At 64.9% G+C, this 14762-nt stretch carries 13 protein-coding genes; 7 read left to right on the forward strand and 6 right to left on the reverse strand.

The features are described from left to right. Nucleotide 1: 1 nt before the first annotated feature. Nucleotides 2–532: a tripartite tricarboxylate transporter TctB family protein gene (locus PVA39_RS01190; protein WP_274122448.1), complete on the reverse strand. Its 531-nt coding sequence runs from the start codon at nucleotides 530–532 to the stop codon at nucleotides 2–4. 64 nt (nucleotides 533–596) lie between these two features. Further along, nucleotides 597–1574 (reverse strand): tripartite tricarboxylate transporter substrate binding protein, encoded by a 978-nt coding sequence (locus PVA39_RS01195; protein ID WP_274122449.1) that lies wholly within the window; start codon nucleotides 1572–1574, stop codon nucleotides 597–599. A 612-nt stretch (nucleotides 1575–2186) separates the two neighbouring features. On the opposite strand from PVA39_RS01195, the gene PVA39_RS01200 reads away from it, so the two are divergent. From PVA39_RS01200 to PVA39_RS01215, 4 genes are all read left to right on the forward strand, one after another. Beyond that, a complete protein-coding gene (locus tag PVA39_RS01200) occupies nucleotides 2187–3494 on the forward strand; it encodes an MFS transporter (RefSeq protein ID WP_274122450.1) in 1308 nt (435 codons plus the stop codon). 31 nt (nucleotides 3495–3525) lie between these two features. Next, the gene (locus PVA39_RS01205; RefSeq protein WP_274123387.1) at nucleotides 3526–4935 is read left to right on the forward strand and encodes an FAD-binding oxidoreductase; all 1410 of its coding nucleotides are present in this window, start codon (nucleotides 3526–3528) and stop codon (nucleotides 4933–4935) included. A gap of 71 nt (nucleotides 4936–5006) precedes the next feature. Next, nucleotides 5007–6080 (forward strand): hypothetical protein, encoded by a 1074-nt coding sequence (locus PVA39_RS01210; RefSeq protein ID WP_274122451.1) that lies wholly within the window; start codon nucleotides 5007–5009, stop codon nucleotides 6078–6080. 19 nt (nucleotides 6081–6099) lie between these two features. Further along, nucleotides 6100–6879: a DUF1835 domain-containing protein gene (locus PVA39_RS01215; protein WP_274122452.1), complete on the forward strand. Its 780-nt coding sequence runs from the start codon at nucleotides 6100–6102 to the stop codon at nucleotides 6877–6879. 1 nt (nucleotide 6880) lies between these two features. Here the strand turns inward: PVA39_RS01215 and PVA39_RS01220 are convergent, their stop codons facing one another. Continuing rightward, nucleotides 6881–7672, reverse strand: a complete 792-nt coding sequence (locus tag PVA39_RS01220; protein WP_274122453.1) for an AraC family transcriptional regulator — start codon at nucleotides 7670–7672, stop codon at nucleotides 6881–6883. A gap of 97 nt (nucleotides 7673–7769) precedes the next feature. Between PVA39_RS01220 and PVA39_RS01225 the strand changes: the two genes are divergently transcribed. Continuing rightward, the gene (locus PVA39_RS01225) at nucleotides 7770–8786 is read left to right on the forward strand and encodes a bile acid:sodium symporter family protein (protein ID WP_274122454.1); all 1017 of its coding nucleotides are present in this window, start codon (nucleotides 7770–7772) and stop codon (nucleotides 8784–8786) included. Between the two features lie 21 nt (nucleotides 8787–8807). Here PVA39_RS01225 and PVA39_RS01230 read toward each other — a convergent pair whose 3' ends face one another. The 3 genes from PVA39_RS01230 to PVA39_RS01240 are packed head-to-tail and all read right to left on the reverse strand — an operon-like array spanning nucleotide 8808 to nucleotide 12113. Continuing rightward, nucleotides 8808–9755: a SphA family protein gene (locus PVA39_RS01230; RefSeq protein WP_274122455.1), complete on the reverse strand. Its 948-nt coding sequence runs from the start codon at nucleotides 9753–9755 to the stop codon at nucleotides 8808–8810. Between the two features lie 53 nt (nucleotides 9756–9808). Further along, complete coding sequence (locus PVA39_RS01235; RefSeq protein ID WP_274123388.1) at nucleotides 9809–10573, reverse strand: coniferyl-alcohol dehydrogenase; 765 nt, start codon at nucleotides 10571–10573, stop codon at nucleotides 9809–9811. A gap of 49 nt (nucleotides 10574–10622) precedes the next feature. After that, entirely contained in the window at nucleotides 10623–12113 is a 1491-nt protein-coding gene (locus PVA39_RS01240) for a benzaldehyde dehydrogenase (RefSeq protein WP_274122456.1), read from the reverse strand. A gap of 256 nt (nucleotides 12114–12369) precedes the next feature. Here PVA39_RS01240 and PVA39_RS01245 point away from each other — a divergent pair, with 256 nt between their 5' ends. Both PVA39_RS01245 and PVA39_RS01250 read left to right on the forward strand, forming a co-directional pair. Next, entirely contained in the window at nucleotides 12370–14136 is a 1767-nt protein-coding gene (locus tag PVA39_RS01245) for a sigma 54-interacting transcriptional regulator (protein WP_443200926.1), read from the forward strand. A 153-nt stretch (nucleotides 14137–14289) separates the two neighbouring features. Then, nucleotides 14290–14751, forward strand: a complete 462-nt coding sequence (locus PVA39_RS01250) for an REP-associated tyrosine transposase (RefSeq protein ID WP_274123392.1) — start codon at nucleotides 14290–14292, stop codon at nucleotides 14749–14751. Nucleotides 14752–14762 lie beyond the last annotated feature (11 nt).

Here is a 14762-nt window from a genome sequence, read left to right on the forward strand (position 1 = left end):
CTCAGAGGAAGTCGTTCAGCAGGCCAGCGGGCAGCAACAGGTCGAAGGCCTCGCGGAACAGCAGGAAGATGACGGCGGAGCAGATCACGGCGGTCAGCAGGTAAACCACGTGCCGGGGTTTCTGCGCCACGGGCGTCAGCACCAGGAACTGCAGGTACAGGTAGATCACCGTCATGATGGGAAAACCGACCGTACCGAGCAGCGCCATGTAGCCGAGGATCAGGCCCAGGGTCAGCAGCACGGTTTTGGGTTCGATGACATCCGGCGGTGTGTCGTCTTTGGGTGTTTCCGGCAGGTCGCCTGTAGTGGCTGCCAGAGTAGGCGCTTCGGCGCTCGGCACCTTTTTGGGCAGTGCGCTGAGCAGCTGAAAAACGCCCAGCAAAGTCAGGAAACCGGCCAGCAGCACGGGCAGTGTGCCGGCATCGATGCCGTCATGCCCGGGTACCTGGTAGGCCATCACCATATAGGCGAGGCTGACACCGATCATGATGACGCCCGTGATCAGCTCTTTCTTTTTCGCGGTGGTGCTCATGTGAAACCTCGGGGAAGGGATACACCGCACCGGCCCGCTCACTGGGCCGGCGCGGCGTCATGACTCACTTGGCCTGGCGCAGCTGATCCTTGAACTGCATGAAGTCTTCGCGGGTCTTGGCCAGAATCTGCTTGGCCTCTTCGGTGCCGTAGAAGGCGACCGGCTGCTTGAATTTCTTCAGGTCTTCGGCGTACTCGGGTTTCTCGGTGATCTGCTTCATGATGTCAGACATCTTCTTGACAATCGCCGGATCGGTGCCTTTCGGGAAAGCAACCACGTAAGGTTTGTCCATGGTGATGTCCAGACCCTGCTCCTTGAGGGTTGGTACATCGCCAATCATGGGGTTGCGTTCTGCGTTGGGTTGGCCCAGTGCGACCATCTGCCCGCCCTGAACATAATCCTGCACAGAGCCGTAGGTGATGGCGCCCATGCCCAGGCGACCACCCAGCATGCCGACTACGCGGTCGGACACGGTGCCGCCGTCGACCATCTTCAGCTTGATGCCGGCGAGTTTTTCCAGCATCAGGCCCTGCAGGTGGGAGAAGCTGCCCATCTCAGTGCCGTAGGTGATGCTGCCTGGACTGGCCTTGGATTTGTCGATCAGCTCTTTCATGTTGTTCACGCCGGCTTGCTTGGAGGCGACGAACACGGTGCTCTTGTCGACGCCGGCGATGCACGAGATGTCGAAGGTTTCGTAACTGTCTTCGGTCAGGCCGGCCACTTCGTTGACGATCATCTGGCCCGGGTGAGTGAACAGGATGGTGTTGCCGTCCGCCGCGGCGCCTTTGACCTGCTCGGCGGCCAGGGTGCCACCGCCACCGGCGACGTTGGTGACCACCATGCTCTTGCCGGTGATCTCGTTGAAGTACTTGGCCATCATGCGGGCGTTGAAGTCGGTATCACCGCCCGGGTTGGCGATCACCACGACCTGCACGGGGCGGGTCGGCCATTTGACGTCATCGGCGAAGGCCGCTGACTGAGCGCCGATGGCACCCATGCCGACGACGGCAGAAAGAAGAGAGGCGCGGAATATTTTTTTCATTGGAAGCTCCGTGGTGGTGTGGGACCGTCAGTTCATGACGGTGAATCGGGAACGGCGCATTGCTGCCGTGCCGCAAGGCGAGAGAAGAGAGCGTGACTCAGGTGCGGTAGCGCGACCATGGCAGAAGCGGTCGCGACCGACAAATAGGCGTGCAGGAGAGGCGTGATCAGACGCAGGCATGGGCGCTTGACCAGGGCAAGGCGAGCGGGGGTGTCAAGGCACCCGGGTAGGCAGTTGTGGTCGTGGGCATGACCGTTAGCCTCTCTTGTTATAGGTTGTCGTATGACTTGGCAGATTAGTACCAAGGTCATGCGACACTGTCAACGAAACCCTTGCTCTTGATGCGCTTCGGGTTACGGCTGGGAGCACGGTGAGGAGCCTTGGACGTGATGGTATAAAGATAAGGAGTGATCTTTTTTATTGTCGTACGATAACGTATGACAAATTTTTTGCTTGAACTTGTATGCTCACTTCTGTCAGTCGCGCTTCTGGCGCCGCCATAACAACAAACAAGGCCTCTGATGACCCGTATTGCTTCCACAGATCCCTGACCCGCTGTGAACCCTGAGCCCGGCCCATCTTCCGTCTCGTGTTTCGCTGCAAGGATCGCTCATGTCTGCCCCTAGAACCGGACGCGTACGCTTCAACATCGTGGCGATACTGTTCATGGTCACCGCGGTGACCTTTGCCGACCGCTCCAGCATGTCCATCGCCGGGGCTGCGCTGCAGGCCGACCTGGGGATCGACGCCCTGACCCTCGGCTATATCTTCTCGGCGTTCGGCTGGGCCTACGTGGTCGCGCAGATTCCCGGCGGCTGGCTATTCGACCGTTTCGACGTCAAGCGCGTGTACGGCATCGCTCTTCTGTGCTGGTCGGCGCTCACCTTCGCCCAGGGCTTCGTCGGCTTCCTGCCGGTAGCCTGGACGGTGGCCTGTCTGTTTCTGCTGCGCGTGGCGGTCGGCCTCGCTGCGGCCCCCTGTTTTCCCGGTAACGCGCGGATTATCGCCGCCTGGTTCCCGAGCAGCGAGCGCGCCACCGCCACCGCGGTGTCCGGCTCGGCGCAGTATTGCTCCACTGCGTTGTTCGCGCCGCTGATGGGCTGGGTGGTACAAGCCCTTGGCTGGCAGCAAGTGTTCATCGTGCTCGGCTGTTTCGGCTTTGCGCTGTGCTTCCTTTGGGCGCGAACCATCCACAGTCCGCGTCTACATCCTCGCATCGGCGCCGCCGAGTTCGCGCATATCGAGCGCGGTGGCGGACTGCTCGACCTGACGCCGCTGCCCGCGACCGACAAGCCCCGCCAACGCGGCCATCTTTGGCAGCTGCTGAGCCAGCGCACCCTGCTGGGCATCTACGTCGGCCAGTACCTGGGCAACGCCATCGGCTACTTTCTGCTCACCTGGTTTCCGGTGTACCTGGTACAAGAGCGCGGCATGACCCTGATAGCGGCCGGCTTCGCGGCCGTGGTGCCGGCCGTCAGTGGATTCGCCGGCAGCCTCAGCGGCGGCCTGCTGTCCGACCGCCTGGTGCGCCATGGCCACTCGCTGACCCTGGCGCGCAAGCTGCCCATCGTCACCGGCATGAGCCTGTCGGCCTGTATCGGCCTGTGCGTGTTCGTCGAGAGCGACGCCGCGGTGCTGGCGCTGATGGGCCTGGCGTTCTTCGGCAAGGGCTTCGGCACACTGGGCTGGACGCTGGTGGCCGACACCTCGCCGCGGCAAATCGTCGGGCTCAGCGGCGGGCTCTTCAACAGCTTCGGCAACCTGGCGGCGATCACCACGCCGATCATCGTCGGTTACCTGGTCAGCCGCAGCGGCTCCTTCGACCTGGCCCTGGCCTACGTGGCGGCCAACTCCCTGCTGGCGGTGCTTTGTTATCTGCTAGTGGTCGGCCGTATCCAGCGCATCGAACTGAAAGACTGAAAACCCGCCGACGGAGAGAGAGACCATGAGCATGCCCCAGCGTTTGTTGCAGGATCTGGAACAGGTGGTCGGCGAAGCCGGTCTGGTACGCGACGAACAGCGCTTGCAAAGCTACCTGAGCGATTGGCGCAACGCCTACCGCGGCAAGGCGGCGCTAGTGGTGCGCCCGGCCAGCACCGAGCAGGTCGCGCACGTGGTGCGCTTGTGCCGCGAGGCCGGAGTGGCTCTAGTACCCCAGGGCGGCAACACCGGCTTGTGTGGCGGCTCGATTCCGGACGACTCCGGCACCCAGGTGGTACTGTCCTTGACGCGCATGACGCAGATCCGCGACGTGGATGCCGGCAACGAAACCATCACCGTCGAGGCCGGTGTGCTGCTGCAGCGTCTGCAGGAAGCGGCCGCCGAGGTGGGCCGGCTGTTTCCGCTGTCGCTGGGCGCCGAGGGCAGCTGTACCGTGGGCGGCAACCTGGCGACCAACGCCGGTGGCACCGCCGTATTGCGCTACGGCAATATGCGCGACCTGGCTCTGGGCCTGGAGGTGGTGCTGCCCGACGGGCGTGTCTGGAATGGCTTGCGTGGCCTGCGCAAGGACAACACTGGCTATGACCTCAAGCACCTGTTCATCGGCTCGGAAGGCACCCTGGGCATCATCACCGCTGCCGTGCTCAAGCTCTACCCGGCGATACGTAGCCGCACCACCGCCTGGGTCGCACTACCGAGCCCCCAGGCAGCGGTCGACCTGATCGGTCGCATGCGCGCGCTGTGCGGCGATCGTTTGACCGGCTTCGAGCTGATGTCGCGGCAAAGCGTGGAGTTCGTGCTGCGCCACGTCGCCGGCTGCGGCGAGCTGTTCGCCGAGTCGCACCCCTGGTACGTGCTGATCGAGCTGAGCGACACGCTACCCGACGCGCCCCTGGCCGAGATGCTGGAAAACGGCCTGGGTGCGGCATTCGAAGAGGGCGAGGCACTGGACGCCGTGGTGGCGGGCAGCGAGGCGCAGGTCGCTGCGCTATGGAAACTGCGCGAGGGCATTTCCGAGGCGCAGAACCACGAAGGGCCCAGTCTCAAGCACGACATCAGCGTGCCGGTCAGCTCCATTCCCGCCTTTATCACCCAGGCCGACGAACGCCTGCAGCAGGCGTTTCCCGGCGTGCGCATCGTCTGCTACGGCCATGTCGGCGACGGCAATCTGCACTACAACATCAGCAAGCCGGTAGGCAGCGAGGATGCCCCATTCAAGGCTCAGGCCGAGGCGATCATGCAGCAGATCTACGATGTAACCGCGGCGTTCGCCGGCAGCATCAGCGCCGAGCACGGCATCGGCCAGGCCAAGCGCGAGGCGGCGCGGCGCTACAAGGACCCGCTGGAGCTGGAACTGATGCGCAGCCTCAAGCAGACGCTGGATCCCGCCGGGCTGATGAACCCCGGCAAGCTGTTCTGATCCAGCGTCTGGAGTTCGTGGTGGGCGTGGCGGATACTGCTGGCCTCCCGTGACTGCAATAAGGACCTGCCGTGCGTCTGCTGCTACTGCCCCTGCTCGCCATCGCCTTGCCGGCGCTGGCCGATGTGCGTATCGACGATCTCACCGACAAGCGCAGCGACTGGGAAACCTACCGCTTCCCGCTGCTGGTCGGTGACAGCCCGGCCATCGCGCGCATCAACACATTCCTGCATGTGCGCGAACTGCAGGCGTTGCCAGGGCGCTTCGCCAAGTCGCCGTTCGAGAAGGTGCGGCCCAAGGAGGGCGAAATCGGTGGCGTGAACAGCCTCGATTATCAGGTAGTCGGTCAGGGCCCGGGTTATCTGTCGCTGAACGTCGACAGCGAATACACCGCTGCCTACAGCAGCCAGAATTCGACCGCCTACAACTTCGACCTGGCCAGCGGGCGACCCATCGGCCTGGCGCAGTTGCTCACTCCTCAAGGGTTGGCGCGCCTGCAAACCGAGCTGCAGGGCAAACGGGCCAAACGCATGCAGGACTTTCTCAAGGCCATGCCGCCCAGCAAGCCGGTGGACCCGGACGAGCTGAGCGACGACGAGCAGCAGCAGGAAGACCAGCGCGCCCTCTACAGCGAATGCCTGGAGAGCCTTGGCGAGGCCAGCTTCGACTTCGACCGTCTGCAACTGGGCACAGACAGCATGACGGTGATTGGCGGCAGCTGTGCCAACCACGCCAGCCGCGCGCTGGACGAGCTGGGCGAGTTTCCCGAGAGCATCAGCTACCAGGCCCTGAGTGCCGACCTGAGCCCCTACGGCCGCTGCCTGCTGCTGGAAAAACGCAGCGACTGCACCCTGCCAGCGAGCAGCACGGCGCAAGGCGTGTACTACGGCAGCCTCGGCGCCTATCCGATCACCCTGGTGATCGAGCAGCTGTATAGCGACCGCAGCCTGACCGCCAGCTACTTCTACGACAAACACGCGAAGTACATCGAGCTGGGCGGTGAATTCCAGCAGGATTCGCTCACCCTGCACGAAAGCGGCGAACCGCCGGCGCGCTTCGAACTCGAATTTCAGGCCGACGGCAGCCTGACCGGTACCTGGCAGCAGGGCGGAAAGCGGGCGCTGGCGGTAAAACTCACCCCGTAACATCCGACGAGGAGGGCTTATGTGGCATCTGGTCTGTGGTGACAATGCCGTCGCCGGCGTCACCCATGTGATCGGCCAGGAGGCCGCCGAAGCTGGCCTGCGTGTGCTGCGCGACGACCTGGCCGTAGGCCCGCTGGGCGATGTCGACACCTCGCCCTGTCCGGCACGCGCGGCGTTCTGGCGTGGGGTATGGCCGGCGGGCGTGACGCCGGTACCGGATTTTGAGGCGGACCTGCCCGCCGATGCGCAGTGGCTCGCCGATCTGGCCCGTCAGGCGCGGCCGGTTACGGTCTGGCATGGCGACAGTGCCAGCGAGCAATTGCTGCTGGCGCGGGTGGCCAATGCTCTTGAAGGTAGCGGCGTCGCGCTGATCGAAGTGGCCTGCGGCACCGGCAACAGCTGGGTGCAGAGCCGCAAGGCGGTGGCCATGCATGCGCCGCAGGCGCTACTGGAGCTGGCCAACCCGCAGCCGGTCGGCCCTGAACGCCTCGCCGCGCTGGCGACGCAGTGGCGCGCTGCGGTCACCGATGGCGGGCTGATCCATCGCTGGCAGACCGGCGCGTTCAGCGCTGAGGACTACCAGTCCATCGACGCGGCGCTGCTGCGCCACGCTCGCGCCGAGCCACAACCTTTGGCACGGGTGATGGCGGAGGTGATGGCGCGCTGCGACGGCTTCTTCGCCACCGACTTCTTCCTGTTCTGGCGTGCCCGCGAGCTGGCCGGCAGCGGCCAGCTGGTGCTCGGTGGTGAGCCGGGCGATCACGGTTACTCGGGCCTGCAGGTGCGCCGTAGCAGCTGAATCAGCTGTTGAAGAACTCACCCGGCGTGGCGCCGAACTGCTGGCGAAAGGCGGCGATAAAGGCCGAGGTGGAGTCGTAACCGCAGAGCAGGGCGACATCGGTGACCCGCTCGCCGCGCTCCAGCGGGGTCAGCGCGCCAAGCAGGCGCAGGCGCTGGCGCCAGGCGCGGAAGGTCAGGCCGGTGTCGCGCAGGAACAGGCGGCTGAGGGTCTTTTCCGACACGCCAAGTTCGTCGCCCCAGGCGGCCAGGGTGCGGTCGTCGTCGGGCCTGTTCTGCAGGCGGCTGCAGAGTTTCTTCAGGCGTGCGTCGCTCGGCAGCGGCAGCGACAACAGCACTTCCGGTGCTGCGCGCAGGCGGTCGAGCAGTACCTGAGCCAGGCGGCCGTCCGGGCCATCCTCGTCGTACCCCACCGGCAGTTCGCAGAAGCTGCGGATCAACTCGCGGGTCAACGCATCCACGCCGAGCACCCGGCAGCTCTCAACGGTGCTCTCAGGGTTCTCGTCCTGCAGATACAGGCTGCGCATTTCGGTGTTGGGCGAGCTCAGCACCTCGTGCTCCAGGCCGGCGGGAATCCAGATGGCCCGCTGTGGCGGCGCGACGAAGCTGCCAGCGGTGGTGCGCACGTGCAGTACGCCCTGGATGGCGTAGGTCAGCTGTACCCACGGATGGCTATGGCGGGGCGTGCCGGTCTGGCGCAGTAGTGACTCGTTGCGCGCGTAGAGCGGTCGGGGCAGGCGTTCCAGCTGGGGAATACTGCGTTCTGCGATGCTGCTTTGTCCGTTAGGCGACATGATCTGACTTTATGGCGTTAGTCGGCAATTGGCCGCTCAGGGTAAAGTGGCGCCCTTTCTGTGGCAACTTTGCCATCGCCTGCCCGGAGTCCTGCCCATGGCCCGTTCCCGTTTACTGCCCGACAACTTCACCCTGACGCTGATCGCCGTCGTGCTTACCGCCACCTTCCTGCCGGTCAGCGGCCAGGCGGCCGTGGCGTTCGGCTGGATCACCAACCTGGCGATTGGCCTGCTGTTTTTCATGCACGGTGCCAAGCTGTCGCGCGAAGCGATCCTCGCCGGTGCCGGCCACTGGCGTTTGCACCTGTTGGTGTTCAGCTGTACCTTCATCCTCTTCCCGCTGCTCGGCCTGGCGCTCAAGCCGCTGCTGTCGCCGCTGATCGGCACCGAGCTGTACCTGGGCATGCTCTACCTGTGCGCGCTGCCGGCCACCGTGCAGTCAGCCATCGCCTTCACCTCGCTGGCGCGCGGCAACATCCCGGCTGCGATCTGCAGCGCGGCGGCGTCCAGCCTGTTCGGCATTTTCCTCACCCCGCTACTGGTTGCGCTGCTGATGGACGTGCACGGCAGTGGCGGCTCGATGCTCGACGCCATCGGCAAGATTACCCTGCAACTGCTGGTGCCTTTCATCGCCGGGCAGATCGCCCGCCGCTGGATCGGCGCCTGGGTCGGCCGCAACAAGAACTGGCTCAAGTATGTCGACCAGAGCTCGATCCTGCTGGTGGTTTACACCGCGTTCAGCGAAGCCGTAGTCGAAGGCCTGTGGAATCAGGTGTCCTGGCCGACGCTGGGTCTGCTGATCCTCTCCTGCTGCATTCTGCTGGCCCTGGCGTTGGGCATCACCGCGCTGCTCGGCAGAGTGTGCGGCTTCAACCAGGAAGACCGCATCACCATCCTGTTTTGCGGCTCGAAGAAGAGCCTGGCCACCGGCGTGCCGATGGCCCAGGTGCTGTTCGCCGGCGGCAGCATCGGCCTGATGATCCTGCCGATGATGCTGTTCCACCAGATCCAGCTGATGGTCTGCGCAGTGCTCGCCCAGCGCTATGCGCGCCGCCCGGAAGTCGCCATCGAGGCACAGGCCGCGCAGCCTGCGCCCGTCGCCAAGGCGCCGTGACGCGTATCGCGCCGAGGCCCGCTAGAACAGTTTGTGCACGAAGCTGAGCACGAATTTGTTGCCCTCGGTGCGGTTCTCGGCGTCCTGCTCGAAGTAGCTGTTGGCAGTCACGATGGTCTCCTTCGAGAAGCTGTAGGTCAGGCCCGGCCCGATGGCCCAGACCTTTTCACGGCGGCCGCTGACATCGCGGCCATCGACCTCGGTATCCGTGATCTGCTTGAGCCAGTAACCGGTCAGGCCGACGCTCAGTTGGTCGGTGAGTGCGTACTGGGTGGCGAAGTTGGCATGCAATGCCTGGCCGGCCTGGGTGCTCGACACGTCGCCGAACGAGGTTAATGGATCACGGTTCTTGGCATTCCACAGGTACCAGAAGCGCCCACTCACCGACCACCTGGGCGTGAACCAGTAGGTCGCCGCGTAGTAGGGGTTGAACGACCAGAAGTTGCTGCCCGGGTTGACCGCCTTGTCGCGGTCGTAGGCGCCGGTGGGGAGGATCACTTCGGCTTCGATACGTTGGGCGAACAGCGGCGAGCCGTCAGCGCGAGTACTTACCGGCGATTGCAGGAAGGCCCCCAGCACGATGTCGCCCACACCTTCGCGCGAGCTGAGCACGGCGTTGTCGAGGCCGTCGTCCACCTTGGCGTGGGCCAGCCAGGGCACGATCACCGTGGCGCCGGGCATCCAGCCATTGGCCAGCGGCTGGGCCAGGTGGATGTACTGAGTGACCGGCGCGAAGGTTTCGATTTCCTGCTTGGGCAGCGGCAGCTTGTCGCCGTTCTGGTCGTTGAAGCGCGAAGCCTTGCCGTAGACCAGATACTCGACCACGTAGCCGCCCGGCCCGCCGGGCAGTGGCGCGCCGTCGTAGAAACTGGTGGAGCCAAGGTTGACCGTGGGCAGGTCGTAGGCCTGGGCGGTGCCCGCCAGGGTAGCCAGGCCGAGGGTCAGAGCCGAAAGACGTGATGCGTGCATGGTGGTGATCCTTCTTGTTGTTTTGGTAGATCGCTGCGCCGCGTTGGCGCGACTCACACGTAGCTGGCTGCCAGCCCGCCATCGACCGGGATATTGGCGCCGCACACCCAACGCGCCGCATCCGAGCAGAGGAACAGCACCACTGCAGCTACTTCGTCGGCCAGGGCCGGGCGTTTCATGTGGCGGCCGTCGCGCTCCAGGCGTTCATCGCTGAGCATCTGTACGAAGTCGCCGAGGATCGGCGTGAACACCGGGCCGGGGGCCACGCAGTTCATGCGCACGTCGTGCTCGCGGAACCAGGGCGAAGCGTTCTGGTACGACCAGACGATCAGCGCCTCCTTGAAGTACTGGTAGCAGGTAGCCTGATCGACCGGATTGGCATCCAGCCAGTCACTACCGGCCTCGAAACCCGCGGTGGCGGCCAGCGCTTTGTGGGCTTCAAGGCGCTGCTGCCATTCGGCGCCAAGAATCGACGCAGCATTGACGATGCAACCGCCAGCCAGACGCGGCAGCAGGCCTTCGCTAAGGTGACGTAGGCCCAGGTAGTTGACCCGGCCGACCAGTTCGGCGGGCGCGGTACCGGGCACGCCGGCGATGTTGCACAGGCCGTCGATGTGCCCGGGCAGGCGGGCGATCACCTGGTCGATGCTCGCCGGGTCGCCCAGATCCACCTGGTGATAGGCGTGCACGCTGATCTGTGGCTCGTTACGGTCCAGGGCGATCACCCGCGCACCGGCGCAGCGCGCCAGGCGAGCGACTTCGGCGCCGATGCCGGAAGCGGCGCCGGTGACGATCAGGGTCTTGTCGTGCAGATTCAGGTTCATGGTGCGTCCTCTTGTTCTTGTTGTGAGTAAGTCGGGTGAGCGGTCAGAAGGGGTACTGCGGCGGCGTGTCCTTGACCGTCACCCACTGCCACTGCGTGAACTCGTCCCAGTTGGCCGGGCCGCTCATGCTGCCGCCGTTGCCGGAGTTACCGCGGCCGCCGAACGGGTTGACGCCGTCGTCGTTCACCGTCTGGTCGTTGATGTGCAGCATGCCGGCGCGCAGCTGGGCGCCGACCGCCATGGCGCGGCCCACGGAGCGCGAGATCACTGCCGCGGCGAGGCCGTACTCGGTGCGGTTGGCCAGATCGACGGCCTCTTCGTCGTTGGCGAAGCTGGCCACGCAGGCCACGGGACCGAACATCTCGGTATCGAAGGCCGGCATGCCCGGCGTCAGGTGGCTGAGCACGGTGGGTTGGTAGAACAGGCCGTCGTACTGACCGCCGGTATGCAGGTGAGCGCCGGCCACCACGCTGTCGAGCACCAGTTGATGGGTACGCACCAGCTGGTTCTCGTTGATCATCGGGCCGAGCTGCACATCGCCGCCGGCCGGGTCGCCGACGCGCAGGTGCCGGGCGCGCTCGACCAACCCTTCGACGAAACGCTCGTGCAGCGACTCGTGCACCAGGATCAGCCCACTGGCCATGCAGATCTGCCCCTGATGCAGGAAGGCGCCCCAGCTGGCGCAGCTCAGGGCGCGCTCCAGGTCGGCGTCGTCGAGGATGATCAGCGGGTTCTTGCCGCCGAGCTCCAGGGCCACCTTTTTCAGGTGGCGGCCGGCGGTTTCCGCCACCTTGCGGCCGGCAGCGGTGGAGCCGGTGAAGGAAATCATCCGCACGTGCGGGTCGCTGCACAGCGCCGCGCCGGCATCGGCGCCGCCGGGCAACACGTGCAGCACGCCCTCGGGCAGCCCGGCCAGCTCGAACAAACGGGCGATCAGGAAACCGCCGGCAATCGGCGTCTGCGGATCAGGCTTGAGCACCACTGCATTGCCGGCGGCGAGGGCCGGCGCCACGGCGCGGATCGACAGGATCAGCGGAAAGTTGAACGGCGAAATCACCCCGACCACGCCGTGGGGCAGGCGCCGTGCGTAGGAGAGCGTACCGCTGTTGCTCGGCAGTACCAGGCCGTGGGGTTGCATCACCTGGCCGGCGGCGAGCTGCAGGAACAGCACCGCTTCGCGCACCTCATGCTGGGCTTTGGGCAGGATACCGCCGGTTTCCCGGGCGATGAACAGCGCACACTCGTCTGCCTGGGCCTGCAGTAGCTGAGCGGCGCGCAGGAAGATATCGGCGCGCTGGCGCGGTGGCACAGCCTCCCAGGCCGGCTGTTGGGCGGCTGCCGCGGCGGTGGCCATGGCGACGTCCTCAGCGCGAGCCTGGCCGGTGGTGGCCAGACACTCACCGGTAGCCGGCTCGCTGACTTCGTTACGCCCGCCCGCTATTGGCGTGCGCCAGGTGCCGGAAAACAGCCGGGCCTCCCAGATCTGCTCATCCAACAGGGCAGGGGTCGATTCTGAACGGGGCAGTCGAGACATGGTGTCTCCTTGGAGTATTGTTGTTTTGAGTGATGTGCCGATGGCATTGACACTGATCGCAAGGAGCGTGCCCAGCCGTATCGCGGTATTGGGTAGCGCAGAGAATCCATAACAATTTCAATAAGCTGGCTTTATTCATCGAGTTTCTACGATCCGTAAGGTGGGTTTTTGAAGCGTTCGCTGTTAAGCAAATGAGCAATCCAGAGCCTGTCCGCCACAGATCGAAGTGATGAGTTGCGTAAGCGAGGAGTCGTGCGTGATCGATACCCGTCGTATTTCCCTGGATGCGTTGCAGATCACCGAAGTGCCGCACTACCGAGGCGCCAGCGATGCGCTGGACTGGCAGAGCGCGCCGACCCTGCGTGACCTCACCGAGTGCCTGTTCTTTTCTCCGGGGGACGGACGCATCTGGCTCAACGATCAGCGCATGGTGCTGCTGCATTGCGAGGCATTGGGCGCGCTGCGCCGCGAGCTGATCGACAGCCTGGGCATGGAGCGCGCCCGCGGTTTGTTCACCCGCGTTGGCTACCTCTCCGGCGCCCGCGATGCACGCCTGGTGCAGCAGCGCTGGGCGGGCGCCGAGCCGGCGTCGATCTTCGCCGCCGGCATCCGTCTGCATGGGCTCGAAGGCATGGTCAAGGTCGAGCCGCTGCACTTCGAGTTCGATGTCGACCGCGGCCACTACGACGGCGAGTTTCTCTGGCACCACGCCCACGAAGACGACGAGCACATCGCCGCCTATGGCATTGGCAATGACCCGGCCTGCTGGATGGAAATCGGTTATGCCACCGGCTACGTAAGCGGGCTGTTCGGCCGCCTGGTGGTATTTCGTGAGGTGGAATGCCGCGCCATGGGCCATCAGGTGTGCCGCGTGCTGGGCAAGACCGCCGAGCTTTGGGGCGACGTTGAAGAGGACCTGCGTTACCTGAACGCATCGGCCGAGGAAGGTGAGCGTAGCGGCGTGGAACGCGCGGCCTATCAGCCATTGCCGGCCAGCGCCGGGGAGGCCGACGAAGGTCGCATGATCGGTGCCTCAGCCGCCTTCAACGCCGCCTTTCAGTCATTGCAGCGGGTGGCGCGCACGCCGGCCACGGTGTTGTTCGGCGGCGAGTCCGGGGTCGGCAAGGAACTGTTCGCCAGCAACCTGCACCGCATGAGCGAGCGCCGCGACGGGCCGTTCGTGGCGCTCAATTGCGCGGCCATCGCCGAAAGCCTGATCGAGGCCGAACTGTTCGGCGTCGAGCGCGGCGCCTTCACCGGCGCCAGCCATTCGAGGCCTGGCCGCTTCGAGCGCGCCCAGGGCGGCACGCTGTTTCTAGACGAAGTCGCCTGCCTGAGTCTGCCGGGCCAGGGCAAGCTGCTGCGCGCCCTGCAGGAGCGCGAGATCGAACGGGTTGGCGGCACTTCGGTGATCAGCGTCGACGTGCGGGTGATCGCCGCCACCAACGTCGACCTGCGTGCGGCGGTGCGCCGCGGCGAGTTTCGCGAGGATTTGTACTATCGCCTCAACGTCTACCCGATCCATATTCCGCCGCTGCGCGAACGGCGCGACGATATTCCGCTGCTGGTGGATTTCTTCATGCGCCGCTACTGCGAGCGCTACGGGCGCACGCCGGTTGGCCTGACCATGCGTGGCCTGAAGGCACTGCTCAACTACAGCTTTCCCGGCAACATCCGCGAGCTGCAGAACCTGATCGAACGCGGGGTGATCGCCAGCAACGACGGCGCGCCCATCGACCTCAACCACCTGTTCCGCGACGAGGAGCTGCCGGCCGAGTTCTATTCGCTGTTGCAGCAGGGGCGCCTGGTACAAGACCAGGAGCAGCCCGGCGAGGTGGATCTGCTGACCCGCCTTGGCTGCCCGGATTTGCCTGATGCCAGCCTGTCGCTGGAGGCCGTTGAAAACCAGCTGCTGGAGCAGGCCCTGCAACGCAGCGCCGGCAACCTGGCTGCAGCGGCGCGGCTACTGGGGTTGAGCCGGGCGCAGTTTGCCTATCGGCTCAAGCGGGCGCGGGGAGGCTGATCTTTTCGCGGGCATAGCCCGCTCCCACAGGATTCGAGTCCGACACCGAATTGTCGGTATCCATAGATCCCTGTGGGAGCGCGCCATGCGCGCGACGCGATATCAAGGGCTAGACTGACCTCGCTGAATCAACACGGAGGTCGATTCATGCCGATGCCCTCGAAACCCGGCTATCGCGCCCTGCGCAGAGGCCGCGCTTCCTGCCCCGGAACGGCCTATCTGATCACTACCATCACCCGTGACCGTCAGCCGATATTCAGCCACTTCCCCGCTGGCTGTGCAGCGGCTCGCTGCTTCGAGACGTCAAGGCTCCTTCGCGACAGCCATATGCTGGCCTGGGTGTTGATGCCGGATCATGCCCATTGGCTGATTCAACTGGGGGAGGTGGACAGCCTGGCTGCTTTGGTGAATCGGCTGAAATCGTCGAGTAGTCGATTGGCTGGAAAGTGCGCGGGCACCGAGAGGGGTATCTGGGTGGCTGGGTTCCACGATCATGGGCTGCGTGCCGAGGAGGATTTGCTCGGTGTGGCGCGGTATATCGTGGCCAATCCGCTGAGGGCTGGGTTGGTCAGGCGTATTGGTGACTACCCATTTTGGAATGCGGTTTGGCTTTAGGGGTGAGGTGA

Source organism: Pseudomonas sp. CNPSo 3701, assembly GCF_028674975.1.
Classification (GTDB): Bacteria; Pseudomonadota; Gammaproteobacteria; order Pseudomonadales; family Pseudomonadaceae; genus Aquipseudomonas; species Aquipseudomonas straminea.